Origin of the sequence: Streptococcus sp. oral taxon 061, assembly GCF_013394695.1 — a bacterium.
In the GTDB taxonomy this organism is placed as follows: Bacteria; Bacillota; Bacilli; order Lactobacillales; family Streptococcaceae; genus Streptococcus.
The window spans coordinates 355,234-370,931 of record NZ_CP058258.1; the positions used below are offsets into that span (position 1 = coordinate 355,234).

At 37.1% G+C, this 15,698-nt stretch carries 13 protein-coding genes; all 13 read left to right on the forward strand.

Features of this window, described 5'->3' with window-relative positions:
• The first annotated feature begins 56 nt into the window (after positions 1 to 56).
• The 13 genes from HW271_RS01675 to HW271_RS01735 all read left to right on the forward strand — a co-directional run bounded on the left by HW271_RS01675 (position 57) and on the right by HW271_RS01735 (position 15,697).
• Positions 57 to 1,667, forward strand: coding sequence for an alpha-glucosidase (locus HW271_RS01675; protein ID WP_178894610.1), 1,611 nt, complete (start codon positions 57 to 59; stop codon positions 1,665 to 1,667).
• A gap of 167 nt (positions 1,668 to 1,834) precedes the next feature.
• Positions 1,835 to 3,802: a peptide ABC transporter substrate-binding protein gene (locus HW271_RS01680; RefSeq protein WP_178894611.1), complete on the forward strand. Its 1,968-nt coding sequence runs from the start codon at positions 1,835 to 1,837 to the stop codon at positions 3,800 to 3,802.
• Between the two features lie 161 nt (positions 3,803 to 3,963).
• Positions 3,964 to 5,922 carry a peptide ABC transporter substrate-binding protein gene (locus tag HW271_RS01685; protein WP_178894612.1) on the forward strand — a complete coding sequence of 653 codons (1,959 nt, stop codon included), beginning with the start codon at positions 3,964 to 3,966 and terminating at the stop codon, positions 5,920 to 5,922.
• A 195-nt stretch (positions 5,923 to 6,117) separates the two neighbouring features.
• Positions 6,118 to 7,566: an LCP family protein gene (locus HW271_RS01690; protein WP_178894613.1), complete on the forward strand. Its 1,449-nt coding sequence runs from the start codon at positions 6,118 to 6,120 to the stop codon at positions 7,564 to 7,566.
• A gap of 1 nt (position 7,567) precedes the next feature.
• On the forward strand, positions 7,568 to 8,299 hold the full coding sequence (cps4B, locus tag HW271_RS01695) for a capsular polysaccharide biosynthesis protein Cps4B (protein WP_178894614.1): 732 nt from the start codon (positions 7,568 to 7,570) through the stop codon (positions 8,297 to 8,299).
• An 8-nt stretch (positions 8,300 to 8,307) separates the two neighbouring features.
• Positions 8,308 to 9,000, forward strand: a complete 693-nt coding sequence (locus HW271_RS01700) for a capsular polysaccharide biosynthesis protein (protein ID WP_178894615.1) — start codon at positions 8,308 to 8,310, stop codon at positions 8,998 to 9,000.
• Positions 9,001 to 9,010: 10 nt separating this feature from the next.
• Positions 9,011 to 9,703 (forward strand): tyrosine-protein kinase, encoded by a 693-nt coding sequence (locus HW271_RS01705; protein ID WP_178894616.1) that lies wholly within the window; start codon positions 9,011 to 9,013, stop codon positions 9,701 to 9,703.
• Between the two features lie 51 nt (positions 9,704 to 9,754).
• Positions 9,755 to 10,390 carry a sugar transferase gene (locus HW271_RS01710; RefSeq protein WP_178894617.1) on the forward strand — a complete coding sequence of 212 codons (636 nt, stop codon included), beginning with the start codon at positions 9,755 to 9,757 and terminating at the stop codon, positions 10,388 to 10,390.
• A 243-nt stretch (positions 10,391 to 10,633) separates the two neighbouring features.
• On the forward strand, positions 10,634 to 11,428 hold the full coding sequence (locus tag HW271_RS01715; RefSeq protein ID WP_178894618.1) for a DUF4422 domain-containing protein: 795 nt from the start codon (positions 10,634 to 10,636) through the stop codon (positions 11,426 to 11,428).
• 20 nt (positions 11,429 to 11,448) lie between these two features.
• The gene (locus HW271_RS01720; RefSeq protein ID WP_178894619.1) at positions 11,449 to 12,669 is read left to right on the forward strand and encodes a polymerase; all 1,221 of its coding nucleotides are present in this window, start codon (positions 11,449 to 11,451) and stop codon (positions 12,667 to 12,669) included.
• Between the two features lie 85 nt (positions 12,670 to 12,754).
• Complete coding sequence (locus HW271_RS01725) at positions 12,755 to 13,591, forward strand: phosphorylcholine transferase LicD (protein WP_178894620.1); 837 nt, start codon at positions 12,755 to 12,757, stop codon at positions 13,589 to 13,591.
• A gap of 7 nt (positions 13,592 to 13,598) precedes the next feature.
• Complete coding sequence (locus HW271_RS01730; protein WP_178894621.1) at positions 13,599 to 14,684, forward strand: glycosyltransferase family 4 protein; 1,086 nt, start codon at positions 13,599 to 13,601, stop codon at positions 14,682 to 14,684.
• Between the two features lie 8 nt (positions 14,685 to 14,692).
• Complete coding sequence (locus HW271_RS01735; RefSeq protein ID WP_178894622.1) at positions 14,693 to 15,697, forward strand: glycosyltransferase family 2 protein; 1,005 nt, start codon at positions 14,693 to 14,695, stop codon at positions 15,695 to 15,697.
• Position 15,698: the final 1 nt, after the last annotated feature.

Genomic DNA, 15,698 nt, shown 5'->3' on the forward strand with positions numbered 1-15,698 from the left:
ACAAATGATAAAAAAAGTCTATGATGGAGTAAAGTTAAGTTAAAAGAGGTGAAAAGATGCAAGAAAAATGGTGGCATAATGCAGTTGTCTATCAAGTTTATCCAAAAAGTTTCAAGGATAGTAATGGAGATGGGTTTGGTGATTTACCCGGAATAACTAGCAAGTTAGACTATTTAGCTAAGCTTGGGATCACAGCAATTTGGCTTTCGCCTGTCTATGATAGTCCTATGGATGATAATGGTTACGATATTTCAAATTATCAAGACATCGCTTCTATCTTTGGAACCATGGAAGACATGGACCAGCTGATCGCTGAAGCCAAAAAACGAGATATTCGAATCATCATGGACTTGGTTGTCAATCATACCTCAGACGAGCATGCCTGGTTTATCGAAGCGCGTGAAAATCCTCAAAGTCCCGAACGTGACTACTATATTTGGCGAGATAAACCCAATGATTTAACCTCTACTTTTAGTGGTTCTGCTTGGGAATACGATGAAAAGTCTGGTCAATATTATCTGCACTTTTTCAGTAAGAAACAACCAGATCTCAACTGGGAAAACGAAGAGCTCCGTCATAAAATCTATGAGATGATGAATTTCTGGATTGATAAAGGGATTGGTGGATTCCGCATGGATGTAATCGATATGATTGGAAAGATTCCGGATGAGAAAGTTGTAAGTAATGGTCCTATGTTGCACCCTTATCTCAAGGAGATGAACAAGGCAACCTTTGGCGACAAAGATTTGTTGACTGTTGGTGAAGCCTGGGGAGCAAATCCAGAAGAGGCCAAGCGTTATTCAAATCCAGAAGGTCAAGAGTTATCTATGGTCTTCCAGTTTGAACATATCTGTCTTCAGTATCAAGAAGGACAACCTAAGTGGCATTACCAAAAAGAGTTAAATGTAGGGAAATTAAAAGAGATTTTCAACAAGTGGCAGACAGAATTGGGGGTTGAAGATGGTTGGAATTCCCTCTTCTGGAACAACCATGACCTTCCACGAATCGTCTCTATCTGGGGCGACGAAGACAAATACCGTGAGAAATCAGCTAAGGCTTTTGCGATTTTACTTCACTTGATGAGAGGGACGCCTTATATCTATCAAGGTGAAGAAATCGGTATGACCAATTTCCCATTTGAAAGCTTGGAGCAAGTAGAAGATATCGAATCTATCAACTATGCCAAAGAAGCGCTAGAACAAGGTGTACCGCTAGAGAAAATTATGGATAGCATTCGTGTGATTGGACGTGACAATGCGCGTACCCCAATGCAGTGGGACACGACAGATTATGCTGGTTTTTCAAGTGCAAAACCTTGGCTATCAGTCAATCCAAACTATGCGAAGATTAATGTAGAAGAGGCTTTAGCAAATCCAGATTCTATCTTCTATACCTACCAAAAACTAGTTCAGCTACGCAAGGGAAATAGCTGGTTGGTTCAAGCTGACTTTGAGTTGCTAGAAACAGCTGAGAAAGTCTTTGCCTATATCCGTAAGGACGGAGAACGTCGCTTTTTAGTAGTGGTAAACCTTTCAAGTCAAGAACAAGAGTTTCGCTTAGATGAGGTCGTCAACTCAGTCTTGGTTGCCAACACCGATGTTCCAGACAAACTCGAGCAATTAACACTAGCTCCTTGGGATGCTTTCTGCGTCGAATTAGCCAATTAAACCTAAAAACTCAAGTATCTTCGATGCTTGAGTTTTTTCTAAAATAAGTGTAAAAACTTCTTTAATAAATATTAGTTTGAATTTTCTAAAAAATTGCATGAAAACCCTTGCTTTTATAAAAAAATAGGGTATAATGGTGAAAAATAGTATTTTAAAGGAGAATACCGATGAAATCGAAAAAGTTGCTCGCAGTAGCAGGGATAACGATGAGTGCAGCTCTTCTTTTGGCAGCTTGTGGAAAGACAGAGAAAAAAGCAGATGCTCCTACAACATTTTCATACGTATATGCCATCGATCCATCAACATTGGACTATAGCGTTACTAGTAAAAGTTCAACATCGGACGTCATCGCTAACTTGGTCGACGGACTCTTGGAAAATGACAAATACGGAAACTTGATTCCATCTCTTGCTGAAGACTGGTCGGTTTCACAAGACGGTTTGACCTACACTTACAAACTACGTAAAGGTGTCAAATGGTATACTTCTGAAGGTGAGGAGTACGCTGAGGTCAAGGCTCAAGACTTTGTGACTGGTTTGAAGCATGCTGCTGATGGTAAGTCAGATGGTCTAACTCTTATCCAAGATTCTATCAAAGGTTTGGCAGAATACGTTAGCGGTGAAACGAATGACTTCTCAACAGTCGGTGTCAAAGCAGTTGATGACTATACGGTTGAGTATACCTTGAACAAACCAGAAAGCTTTTGGAATTCTAAGGTAACAACAGCGACTATGCTCCCAGTTAATGAAGAATTCCTAAACTCTCAAGGTAAAGATTATGGTGCAGCTACACCTTCAGGTATTCTCTACAACGGTCCATATATTTTGAAGAACTTCACTTCAAAATCAGTGATTGAGTACGAAAAGAATCCAAACTACTGGGACAAGGACAATGTTAAGATTGACCACGTCAAATTGACTTTCTACGACGGTTCTGACCAAGAATCATTGATCCGTAGCTTTGCATCAGGTTCCTATACAACAGCTCGCCTCTTCCCAACTAGTTCAAGTTTTGACTCAACTAAGAAAGAATACGGCGATAAGATTGTTTATAGTCCTCAAGAAGCGACAAGCTATTACTTTACTTTCAACGTAAATCGTCAGTCTTATAATAAAACAGCGAAGACAGATGAAGCACAAAAAACTTCAACTAAAGAAGCACTTCTCAATAAAAACTTCCGCCAGGCAATCAACTTTGCTCTTGACCGTCATTCTTATTCTGCTCAGATGAATGGTGAAGAAGGAGCGGACAAGATTATCCGTACCAGTCTTGTACCTTATGACTATGTTCAGGTCGGTGAAAAGACTTTCGGTGAATTGGCTCAAGAACAATTGGTAACATACGGAGACCAGTGGAAAGATGTAGCTTTGACAGATGGTAAAGACACTCTTTACAATCCAACAAAAGCAAAAGCTGCCTTTGAAAAAGCAAAATTAGAATTGCAAGCTAAAGGTGTAACCTTCCCAATCCATTTGGATATTCCAGTTGAACAGACAGATGTCATTGCTGTTCAACAAACCAATTCCCTCAAACAATCTGTCGAAGCAGCGCTTGGAACTGAAAATGTTGTCATCGATGTCCTTCAAATGACAGATAATGAGAAAATGAGTATTACATCTCAAGCTAAGGTTCCTTCTCAAAAAGACTATGACTTGAATGGAACTGGTTGGGGACCAGACTATCAAGATCCAGCTACCTATCTAAATATCTTGGATGCTAAGAAAGGTTCTGCCCTTAAACACTTGGGTATCACAAAAGGTAAAGATCCAGAAGTCATGGCTCAAGTTGGACTTGATGAGTACAAGAAACTCTTGGATGATGCAGCATCAGAAACAACCGACCTTAACAAACGCTATGAAAAATATGCTAAAGCACAGGCTTGGGTATCTGATAGTTCACTTCTCATTCCTGTAGCATCTTCAGGAGGTTCTCCTACAGTTAGTCGTACAGTACCATTTTCGAAAGCCTACTCTCAAGTTGGGATCAAGGGAGATCCGTTTGTATTTAAAGGTTTAGAGTTGCAAAATGATATTGTAACCACTAAAGAATACGAAGAAGCTCTTAAGAAATGGCAAAAAGAGAAACTTGAAACAAACGCTAAATATCAAAAAGAGTTAGCCAACCACGTTAAATAATCTTAAACAACGATGAAAGAAATCCTGATTTTATGCGGGCTTTCTTTCTTTTTTTCATATACTGACGAGAGGGCGAATAATTAAATAACTTTACTTTTGGGGCGAAATTTGATAGAATAGATACATGTCATAAAACCTAACATATAAGGAGAGAATGAATCATGAAACTCAAAAAACGACTGATTGGAGCGGGGTTGACGCTTGCCGCGGCGGTCTTATTGACAGCGTGTGGGAAGTCAGCATCAGATGCTAAAACCTACTCGTCAACATTTGGTGCCGATCCAACAACCTTCAACTACATTTTGGATTATTCTGGTGACAATACTAATGTTATTACCAACTTGGTAGATGGTTTGCTTGAAAATGACAATTATGGAAATCTCATTCCTGCTCTTGCAGAAGATTGGAGTGTTTCAAAGGATGGTTTGACTTACACTTATAAACTTCGTCAAGATGCTAAATGGTTCACGGCTGACGGGGAAGAATACGCCCCAATTAAAGCACAAGATTTCGTCACAGGTATCAAGTATGCAGCGGATAACAAGAGTCAAGCGCTTGATTTGATTCAGAACTCAATCAAGGGATTAGATGATTATGTGACAGGCGCAAATACTGACTTTTCAAATGTTGGTGTGAAAGCTGTAGATGATTACACTGTCCAATATACTTTGACACGTCCAGAACCATTCTGGAACTCTAAAACAACCAATAGTATCCTCTTTCCAGTCAATGAAGAATTCTTGACTTCTAAAGGTAAAGAATTTGGGGAATTAAAACCAGATAGCATTCTCTACAGTGGTCCTTATTTGTTAAAAGAATTCACATCAAAATCATCACTCGAGTACATGAAGAACCCTCATTACTATGACCAAGAAAAAGTGACGATTGAAAGAGTTAAGTTGGCTTATGTTGATGGTTCGGATCAAGATATGACGATTCGTAACTTTGAAAGTGGTGCTTACTCATCTGCAGGAGTCTATCCAAACAGTTCAAACTTTGCTAAGACAAAGGAAAAATACAAGGACAATATCGTCTATAGCTTACAGGATGCGACTTCTTGGTACTATAATTTTAACGTTAATCGCCAAACATACAATCATACAGCTAAGACTAGCGATGAGCAAAAACAAGCTACCCAAGCTGCGATTTTAAATAAAAATTTCCGTCAAGCAATCAACTTTGCCATTGACCGTACAGCTTATTCGGCTCAGTCTAATGGAGAAGAAGCAGCTAAAAATACTCTTCGTAACACACTTGTGCCACCAACTTTCGTGCAAGTAGGTGACAAGACTTTTGGTGAGACAGTCGCATCTAAGTTGGTAAACTATGGTACACAGTGGTCAAATATGAATCTTGAAGACGCCCAGGACGGCTACTTCAATAAAGAAAAAGCACAAGCTCAGTTTGCAGAGGCTAAAAAAGAATTAGAAGCACAAGGTGTGACCTTCCCAATTCATTTGGACTTGCCTGTAGACCAAGTTAACAAAACCTTGCTTCCAAAGATTCATTCGCTTAAACAATCTGTCGAATCAACTCTTGGGGCAGAAAATGTAGTGATTGATGTCGTTCAAATTTCAACAGAAGACTATGCCAACGCGACATTCCAAGCGCCAACCACAGCTGATCATGACTATGATTTAAACTTGGATGGTTGGTCTGCAGACTACCAAGATCCATCAACTTATCTCAATCCTTTCAATGCTGAGGATGGATTCTATCTCAAGATTTTAGGACTTGATCCAAGCAAGGATACTGATAAGATTACAAGTATCGGATTGGACCAATATACTCAAAAATTGAAAGCGGCAGATGCAGAAAATACAGACGTAGCCAAACGTTATGAAAATTATGCAGACGCACAAGCTTGGCTGATTGATAGTTCGCTATTGCTCCCTGTAAATTCAAATGGTGGTGGGGCTTCAGTAACACGTGTGACACCATTTACACGAGCTTACTCACTTGTCGGAATCAAAGGTACTGGAAGTAACTACAAGTACATGAGATTGCAAACTGAAGTAGTAACAACTGCTCAATTTGACGAAGCTAAAGCCAAATGGGAACAAGAACGTAAAAATTCTGTCGAAAAGAGTCAAAAAGAATTCGAAAGTCACGTTAAATAATAAAAAATGGAGCTTTTTAAGAGCTCTATTTTTTTATTATAGTTGTGTTTTGGGAACACAAAAAGGAGTAAAAACTATAGTAAATATAAAAAACGAAAACACTTACCAAAAGCAAGTGCTTTCTTGATTGGTGTTGATGGCCTTGAGAGGCAATTTATGATATAATTAAATTAAAATGTTTTGTAGAGGTGTTCCATGAAAAGTAGACGCATTAAAAAAGGTAAATCTAGTAAGTTTCAGCAGAGTTTAAATGTAGGTTTGTTGCTAATCTATGTTGTTCTTGCTTCTTTTTTATTGTTTCTGATTTTTAGGTATCAGATTTTAGCGGTCAGTTATTTTAATGTTATTTTGGCAATAGTTTTAGCACTTATCGCTTTATTGTCCCTGTTGTTGATAGTGAGACGAAAAGCCAAGGTTTTCACTTTGATAGTACTATTGCTCTCAGTCTTATTCAGCTCTGTAGCTTTGGTAGCTGTAAATCGATTTGTCAGTCTTGCCAATCAATTCAATGCAACGTCGAATTATTCAAGCTATTCTATGAGTGTGGCGGTACTGGCAGATAGTGAGATCAATAATGTTTCTCAATTATCCAGTGTAACTGCTCCTACAGGAACAGATGCTGAGAATATCAAAAAATTGATAGATGACATAAAAACGACTCAAAGCAAGGAATTGACAGTTGAGGAAGCTTCTTCTTACCTAGCATCCTATAAGAGTTTGATAGGTGGAGAAACCAAAGCAATTGTCTTAAACAGCGTTTTTGAAAATCTGATTGAACAGGAATATCCTGACCATGCTAAAAAGATTAAGAAAATCTATACTAAGGATTTGACAAAGAAAGTGGAAGCTCCTAAGGTTGCTACAGGGAATTCTTTCAATGTTTATGTCAGCGGGATTGATACCTATGGTCCTATCAGTTCTGTTTCGCGCTCAGATGTCAATATTATCATGACAGTTAATCAGGATACCAAGAAGATTCTCTTGACGACAACTCCACGAGATGCCTACGTTCCTATCGCGGATGGCGGGAATAACCAAAACGATAAGTTGACGCATGCGGGTATCTATGGCGTAGATGCTTCTATCCATACCTTAGAAAATCTTTATGGTATCGACTTGAACTACTATGCTCGTCTCAATTTCACCTCTTTCTTGAAGTTGATTGACCTTCTTGGAGGCGTTGATGTCTATAATGACCAAGAGTTTACTGCACATACAAATGGCAAACACTACCCGGTTGGAAATATCCATCTTGATTCAGAACTGGCTTTAGGTTTTGTTCGTGAACGCTACTCCTTGACGAACGGTGATGGGGATCGCGGTCGTAACCAACAAAAAGTCATTGCGGCGATTATTCAGAAATTAACCTCGGCGGAAGCTCTGAAAAATTACGATAGCATCATTCAAAGTTTGCAGGATTCGATCCAGACCAATATGCCACCAGAAACAATGGTTAGTCTTGTAAATACTCAATTAGCAAGCGGTGGGAAATATACCGTTACCAATCAAGATTTGAAAGGTACTGGACGTATGGGGCTTCCGTCTTACGCTATGCCAGATAGCAATCTTTACATGTTAGAAATTGATCCAACGAGCTTGGAGACTGTTAAGGCGGCCATTAAAGATACCATGGAAGGAAAATAAGATGATTGACATTCATTCGCATATTGTTTTCGATGTTGACGATGGTCCTAAAAATCGAGCTGAGAGCAAGGCTCTCCTAGAGGAAGCTTACGCACAAGGTGTTCGAACCGTTGTCTCAACCTCTCATCGTCGAAAAGGGATGTTTGAAACACCTGAGGATAAAATTGCAGCTAATTTTAGCGAAGTCAAACAGTTGGCTCGAGAAATTGCACCGGATTTGAATATCGTGTACGGAGCTGAGATTTATTTTTCTAGCGATGCTTTAGAAAAACTTGAACAAAACATCATCCCAAAACTCAATGGTACTCGTTATGCCTTGATCGAGTTTAGCATGAATACTCCCTATAGAGATATTCATAGCGCCTTGACAAAAGTTCTCATGTTAGGGATTACACCTGTGGTTGCTCATATTGAGCGTTATCACACCTTGGAAAATGATGAGAAAAAAGTAAGGGAGCTCATCAATATGGGCTGCTATATGCAGATTAATAGTTCGAGTGTATTAAAACCACGACTATTTGGAGACACCTACAAGTTTATGAAAAAACGTGCTAGGTATTTCTTGGACAAGGACTTAGTTCATGTAGTGGCTAGCGATATGCATAATCTGGGAAATCGTCCGCCTTATATGAAAGAAGCTTATGAGCTTATTGCTAAAAAATACGGAGCAGGAAAAGCTCGTGAGCTTTTTGAAACAAACCCATCAAACATTATAAATGACCAACTTATTTAGGAGAAATGATGAAAGAACAAGAAAAATTTGAAATTGATGTATTTCAATTAGTAAAAGTGCTTTGGAAACGAAAATTCCTCATCGCCTTAGTTGCGCTAGTAGCAGGTCTAGCAGCTTTTGCTTATAGCTCGTTTGTAATAAAGCCGCAGTACGCTAGTACCACACGCATCTATGTTGTCAATCGTAACCAAGCAGATAAACCAGGTTTGACTAACCAAGATTTGCAGGCAGGTTCATACTTGGTAAAAGACTACCGTGAAATCATCCTCTCACAGGATGTACTTGAAAAAGTGGTGGCTGATCAAAATTTAACCATTGATGCCAAAACTCTTGGGAAAAAAGTTTCAGTAACAGTTCCTGCAGATACTCGTATCGTATCCATTTCAGTTCGAGATGGCAAGCCTGAAGAAGCAAGTCGTATCGCCAACGCTCTACGAGAAGTAGCGGCTCAGAAGATTATTTCAGTAACACGAGTGTCAGATGTGACAACACTTGAGGAAGCAAGACCTGCAACATCTCCATCTTCACCAAATATTCGTCGAAACACAATGATGGCCACTATAGCAGGTGTAGGAATTGTTATAGTTATCGTGCTTTTAGTCGAATTATTGGATGATCGAGTGAAACGTCCAGAAGATATCGAAGAAGTTATGCACATCTCACTTTTAGGTGTTATTCCAAATCTTGAGAAATTAAAGTAAAGAGGGAAATATGGCAAAGTTAGAATTATCACAACAACGATTAAACTCTGTAAAAAAAGCTGAAGAGTATTATAACGCTCTACGTACCAATATCCAGTTGAGTGGGGATGGTCTCAAAGTGATTGCACTTTCTTCGGTTCGACCTGGAGAAGGGAAGTCTACCACTTCAACCAATATTGCCTGGGCTTTCGCGCGTGCAGGTTATAAGACGCTTCTTATTGATGCCGATATTCGTAATTCAGTCATGTCAGGTGTCTTCAAGTCTCGAGAAAAGATTACAGGTTTAACAGACTACTTATCAGGGACCAAAGATTTGTCGCACGGTTTGTGCGAAACAAATGTGGAAAACTTGTTTGTCATTCAATCAGGTGCTGTTTCACCAAATCCAACTGCCCTTCTTCAAAGTGACAAATTTGAAGCAATGATTGAGACTTTACGCAAATACTTTGACTATATCATTGTGGATACAGCCCCTGTCGGTGTTGTCATTGATGCGGCTATTATCGTACAAAAATGTGATGCCTCTATCCTGGTAACTGAAGCTTCTGCAACAAAACGGAGAGAAGTTCAAAAAGCTAAAGACCAGTTAGAGCAAACAGGAACACCATTCTTAGGAGTTATTCTGAATAAATTTAATATCCAGCTTGAAAAATATGGTTCTTACGGATTATACGGGAACTACGGTTCCTATGGGAAAAAATAAGAAAAAGTAGATTTTGAAAAGAAGATTATATGAAAAGTAGGTGAAGTTTAAGTGGAGATTAGTGAAGTCTTATACAAAAGTTTTAAGCAACTTGCAGACTTTTTGATTGGATTGGTTGGAACTGTTGTATTAGCCTTTCCAGCTTCCGTGATTATTTTCATCATATATAAAGCAAAAGGATATAAGGGTAGCATTTTCTTTACTCAATACCGAGTAGGATTGAATGGAAAAAAATTCAAAATCATTAAGTTTCGTTCAATGGTTGAGAATGCTGAAGAAATTCTCTTGGCCAATAGAGAGCTACATCAAAAATATATTGACAATAGCTACAAATTACCTCCTAACGAAGATCCGCGCTTAACGATTATTGGGAATTTTATTAGAAAAACGAGTATTGATGAATTTCCTCAGTTTATAAATGTTTTGCGAGGTGAAATGAGCTTTATAGGACCTAGACCAATCCTTGATAAGGAATTAGAAGAATATTCCCAAGAGGAACAGGAGCTTCTGCTTTCAGTCAAACCAGGGATAACAGGCATGTGGCAAGTTTCTGGGAGAAGTGAAGTCTATTATCCTGAGCGTTGCGAGATGGAGTTGTACTATCCTAGAAATCAATCTTTCAAATTAGATGTAAAGATATTTTTGCTAACCATTAAGCAAGTTTTGTCAGGAAAAGGGGCTCATTAAATAACAGATATGTTTTGTTAGGATTTTATGATCTGTTGATGAGTTTAAAATGGAATTGATACGAAATCAAATACTGGTAGTCATGTTTTAGAATATTCTTGCGAAGTTATATAATCAGAGTAGTCTATTAGAAACATGGCAAAAGAGTCAACTAGTTTCTTAGGTGAACTCTATGAAACTAGGGTGCGAGTGTTTGATTTCTTTTTTAGAGCAAACAGTTCAATCTAAATGAAGGGGGTTAAAATGACAAAGAATTATAAAATTATCGTAGCAACACACAAACAATTTACTATGCCTGCTGATACTGATCTTTACCTACCCATCCATGTCGGTAGTGAAGGAAAAGAAAAGTTAGGATACCAATGTGATAATGAAGGAGACAATATTTCAAGTTTGAACCCCTATTATTGCGAATTGACTGGACTTTATTGGGCCTGGAAAAATTTAGAATGTGACTATCTCGGCTTGGTGCACTATCGTCGCTATTTCACCGCAAAACGTCATTCTTATAGTGAAACGATTGATATGAATGATATTATCCTGTCCAAGGCAGAATTGCAAGATTTGTTAGCAGAAAATGATGTGATCGTTCCTAAAAAACGGAAATATTACATTGAAACACTATACTCACACTACGCACATACACATGATGCCATTCATTTAGACGTGACCCGCCAGATTGTTAGCGAGTTGAGACCGGATTATATCGAGGTCTTTGATCGGGTCATGAAACAGCGCAGTGGTTATATGTTCAATATGTTTATCATGTCCAAAGAAAATGTAGTAGCCTATTGTGAATGGTTGTTCCCGATTATCGATGCTCTCTATAGAAGATTAGATATTAGAGATTATTCTGCTTTTGACGCTAGATTATTTGGTCGTGTCAGCGAACGCTTGTTCAATGTTTGGTTGGCAAAGCAAGATTTGCGGGTAAAAGAGATTCCGTTTATCTATATGGAGAAAATTGACTTGATTCAAAAAGGGAAATCCTTCCTACAAGCAAAATTCTTCGGGAAAAAATATGGACAGAGTTTTTAGATAGGGATAAAAGAATAAGGATGAAATTAGTAGTAAAAATAAAATCTTTGCCAGAGCTCTTGGCTCTTGTTGCCTTAGGAATATTTTTAACGGTTTCGATATTAAATGTGACTTTTTATGCTCGATATATACCTGGAACAGTTTATAAATTAGCGATAGCTTTCTCGATTTTTCTTTTGTTCGTTAAAGAGATGTTTAAAAGAAAGTACGATTATAGAGCGCTCATTGGATTGTTTGCAACAATTTTAATTTATTTTATCGTGGGGGAAATGACTGCTCTCGGTTCAGAAGTTCCTGTAAGCATATTATTTATTTACGCTTTACGAGATGTTCCCTTTAAGAAGGTGGCGCAAACTTCATTAGTCGTTAGTACGTGTTTATTGTTCTTTATTATTGTCAGTGCAAAAGTTGGAATAATAACGAATTATATAGAAGTTTCTGAGTCTCGAGTACGAAGTTATCTAGGATTTCGTTACGCCTTATTTCCATCAATGTTACTGATGGACATAGTCGCTATTGTGTTTTATTTAAAGCAAAACAAAATCCAATATTGGAAATGGCTACTGTTATCCCTTTCTGTGTATTGGGTATATGATCAAACGGATTCTCGTTTAACATTTTTCAGTTCCTGTATATTGTTGGCATGCAGTTTGCTAATGAAATGGTTCCCTGAGCTATTATCTAAACTAGGATATGTTTTTAAAGCTTTTAAATTGACTTTTATTGTAAATGCAATCATTAGTTTTTGGGTCTCATTTACCTATCTCAATTCAGGTTATTCTTTTATTAATGACCTTCTTTTTAAAGTGAATCATATGTTAGGAGGCCGTCTATACTTAGCAAATAAATCTTTAAATCTGTATGGTTTTGGATTGCTAGGACGACCAGTTGAATGGTACGGTAACGGTCTGACTGTTGAAGGAGTTAGAAACTATCAGACCTATTATCTGTATGTAGACAATTTGTATGTCCAAGTTTTACAAAGATTTGGCTTACTCATCCTGGGATTGATGCTCTCAGTCCTAACTTTGACTTTGTCTAAAATAATTAAGAAACGCCAGTGGGTTCTTGCTCTCATTTTGATATTAATGAGTTTTCATTCCATGATTGATGATTTGAATTTCTATCTTCATAATAATATTTTTTGGATCTTGGTAGGCGCTTTAATCTACCCGGATTATCAGTTTTCTGATGAAAGCAACGAAGAACTCGGGGGACATTCGTTTGAAAAAATCGTATAGTGAAATGGTAAGAAGTATTTAACAAGAACTTAAAAGAGCATAGACTGGGAAGACGGTTTTATTTCGATTTATATAGGAGGAAAGTATGTCGGATATCAAAATCATTCAAGATAAGATTTTATCTATTTTGAAAGAGTTTATTAATATTTGCGAAGAAAATAACCTAACCTACTATGCTCTGGGTGGGACCTTGCTAGGAGCGGTACGTCATAATGGTTTCATACCTTGGGATGATGACATTGATATCGGTATGCCGAGAGAGGATTACGAAAAGTTTAAAAAAATAGCTTCAAATGTCTTGCCAGAAAACTACAAGTTTTTAAGCGAAGATACATTAGACTATAAAAAAGCATTCTCTGTGATTCGAGATGATTCTACAAAAATCATCATGAATTATAGTAAAGAAGAATTGGTAGAAAGTTTGTGGATAGACATTTTTCCGCTAGATGGTATGCCATCTAATGCTTTAAAGAAAAAAATTCATTCTTTGAGATACTTGTACACAAGGATGATGGTTCAACTCTCGCAATTCAATAGTTTGGTGAATCAGAAAAAAGAAAATCGACCATTCATTGAAAAGATAATTATTGCTTTTGCGAATGCTGTTAATATTGAGAAGATTATTTCCTTTACTTGGGCACAGAAAAAATATTTACAAACGATAAAAAAATATTCGTTTGATGAAGCTTACGCAGGAAATTTTACGGGAGCTTACAAATTAAGAGAGATAGTACCGAGCGATTACTTTGGAGAACCAGTCCTATTACAGTTTGAAGATCTTAAACTTTGTTGTCCTTACAAATACAAAGAATATCTAACAGCCATTTACGGAGCGGATTATATGCAATTGCCACCAGAAGATAAAAGGGCTCTTCACCACTACGAGATTATATCACTTGGTGAAAATGAAGGGGAAGTGTAGTTTAAAGATGAAAAAAATCGCTTTAGTGAAATGGATTTTGGATGAGTCTGGTGGTGGCGAGCGTGTGGCTGTATCCTTAGCTAACGAACTCACAAAAAAGTATGAAGTTCATTTGATTGGAATTACAACAAAACAATCAGACCTGTTTTTTAAAATCAATTCTCAAGTAAAATACTCCAATTTTTTTGACCATAGAGTACGCTTGTCCACGAATATTCTAAAAATCTCTAAAATGTTAAAAAAATATTTTAGAGATAATGAGATAGCAGTTGCCTTCGGGATAGGGATATCTGCCAATGTATTTTTATCTTTGGCAGGAAAGGGAATTTCTACTAAAGTAGTTTTGTGTGATCACACAAATTCAATTACGGATAATAGAGAATTTTCTCAGAAAGTCCAAAGATATGTCGGGGCAAAGCTTGCAGACAAGATTATCACTCTCACACAAGAAGATCGTAGAAATTATATAAAAAAATACGGAATTTCTGAGAAAAAAATTGCTTATATCTATAATTGGAAAGAAGATGGTCTTTCCAATGTGACTTATAACAATGAGTCGACTAAACTTGTTACAGTTGGTCGCTTTGATTCCCAAAAAGGATATGATTACCTTGTTCAAGTTGCCAAAAAGGTTTTGTCTGAGAAGTCTGACTGGACCTGGGAAATTTACGGTTCCGGCAATCAAGATGAAGTAGACAAAATCAAGGAACTAATCAAGGAAAATAATTTACAGGATAAGTTATTGATTAAAGGACTTGAAAAAAATCAAGATCTAATATATGGGGATAAAGGGATTTACGTCATGACTTCCCGTTACGAAGGCTTGCCTTTGGTATTGTTAGAAGCTCAGCAATACAATCTTCCTATCGTTAGTTTCTGTTGTCCGACGGGACCTAGTGAGATTGTTGAAGATGGTGTTAATGGATTTTTGGTAGATTGTTATGATACTGATAAGATGAGTGAAAAGCTTCTCAAATTAATGGAAAATGAAAGCTTGCGACATTCTTTTTCAGCACATGCTAAAGACAATATGGATAAATTTGATAAAAATAGAATACTTAATCAGTGGATTGAATTGATTGAAACGATTTAGGAGATAAAATGAAAGATTGTTTGTTAACAATTGTAATGCCCAGTTATAATATTCAGGACTACCTTTCAAAAGGGATTCAATCCTTTCAACAAGTAGACTCAAAGTACAAAGAAAAATTTGAGGTTTTAATTGTAAACGATGGTAGTACAGATGATACAGAAAAAGTAGCAGAAGAACTTTTGGGGAAAGATCCTCTACTGAATGGACGAGTAATAACGAAGGAAAATGGTGGGCATGGTTCAACCATCAATCGTGGTATCCAAGAAGCAAAAGGGAAATTTTTTAAAGTTATTGACGGGGATGATTGGGTTATTCCGTCAGAATTTGAAAGTTTTTTGGATAGTCTTGAAACTACTGATGCAGAAATGATTATTACCGATTTTACGGAACAACATGTATATAATAGTACTGCTATCCGAAATGATTTTATTGATAAATATGAAGTTGGTAATATTTATACGGGAATTCCTGATGTGCGAATTCCAATGCATTCAGTTACTTATAAAACATCTATCTTATCGAAGAATAACATTCGATTGAGTGAAAAAACTTTTTACGTTGATATGCAGTACACTCTGTTTCCTTTGGAGTATGTTCATAGTTTTGTCTACTGGAATTACGATGTTTATCAATACTATATTGGAAGGCCTGAACAGAGCATGAATATTGAGAGTATGAAGCGCAATGTCCGTCATCATTTGATTGTAACCAATTCTATCCTAGACTACTATTCTAGAATAAAAGATAATAATGTTTTAGAAAAAGTCGTTGCAGCTGTTCTAGAATATTTGATCAGCTTGCAGGTAGATTTGTCCTGGATGGTTGATGGTTCGGAGAAGCTTTCAAGAGAACTATATAGTAAAATCCAACAAAGTTCTTATGACTATATTCCTACGAAAAGATTTGATAAATTATCTTATCTAAACTATAGAACCAACTATATTCTAGGTTTTATTTTTAGTTCGATTTTGAAGAAGTACTCTAAGAAGAAAGAAAAAGAGAGAGGAATTTAGA

Coding starts and splice junctions, on each gene's coding strand:
- HW271_RS01675 (WP_178894610.1), top strand. CDS start 57: ATGCAAGAAAAATGGTGGCATAATGCAGTTGTCTATCAAGTTTATCCA.
- HW271_RS01730 (WP_178894621.1), top strand. CDS start 13,599: ATGAAAAAAATCGCTTTAGTGAAATGGATTTTGGATGAGTCTGGTGGT.
- HW271_RS01705 (WP_178894616.1), top strand. CDS start 9,011: ATGGCAAAGTTAGAATTATCACAACAACGATTAAACTCTGTAAAAAAA.
- cps4B (WP_178894614.1), top strand. CDS start 7,568: ATGATTGACATTCATTCGCATATTGTTTTCGATGTTGACGATGGTCCT.
- HW271_RS01725 (WP_178894620.1), top strand. CDS start 12,755: ATGTCGGATATCAAAATCATTCAAGATAAGATTTTATCTATTTTGAAA.
- HW271_RS01700 (WP_178894615.1), top strand. CDS start 8,308: ATGAAAGAACAAGAAAAATTTGAAATTGATGTATTTCAATTAGTAAAA.
- HW271_RS01720 (WP_178894619.1), top strand. CDS start 11,449: ATGAAATTAGTAGTAAAAATAAAATCTTTGCCAGAGCTCTTGGCTCTT.
- HW271_RS01715 (WP_178894618.1), top strand. CDS start 10,634: ATGACAAAGAATTATAAAATTATCGTAGCAACACACAAACAATTTACT.
- HW271_RS01735 (WP_178894622.1), top strand. CDS start 14,693: ATGAAAGATTGTTTGTTAACAATTGTAATGCCCAGTTATAATATTCAG.
- HW271_RS01685 (WP_178894612.1), top strand. CDS start 3,964: ATGAAACTCAAAAAACGACTGATTGGAGCGGGGTTGACGCTTGCCGCG.
- HW271_RS01680 (WP_178894611.1), top strand. CDS start 1,835: ATGAAATCGAAAAAGTTGCTCGCAGTAGCAGGGATAACGATGAGTGCA.
- HW271_RS01690 (WP_178894613.1), top strand. CDS start 6,118: ATGAAAAGTAGACGCATTAAAAAAGGTAAATCTAGTAAGTTTCAGCAG.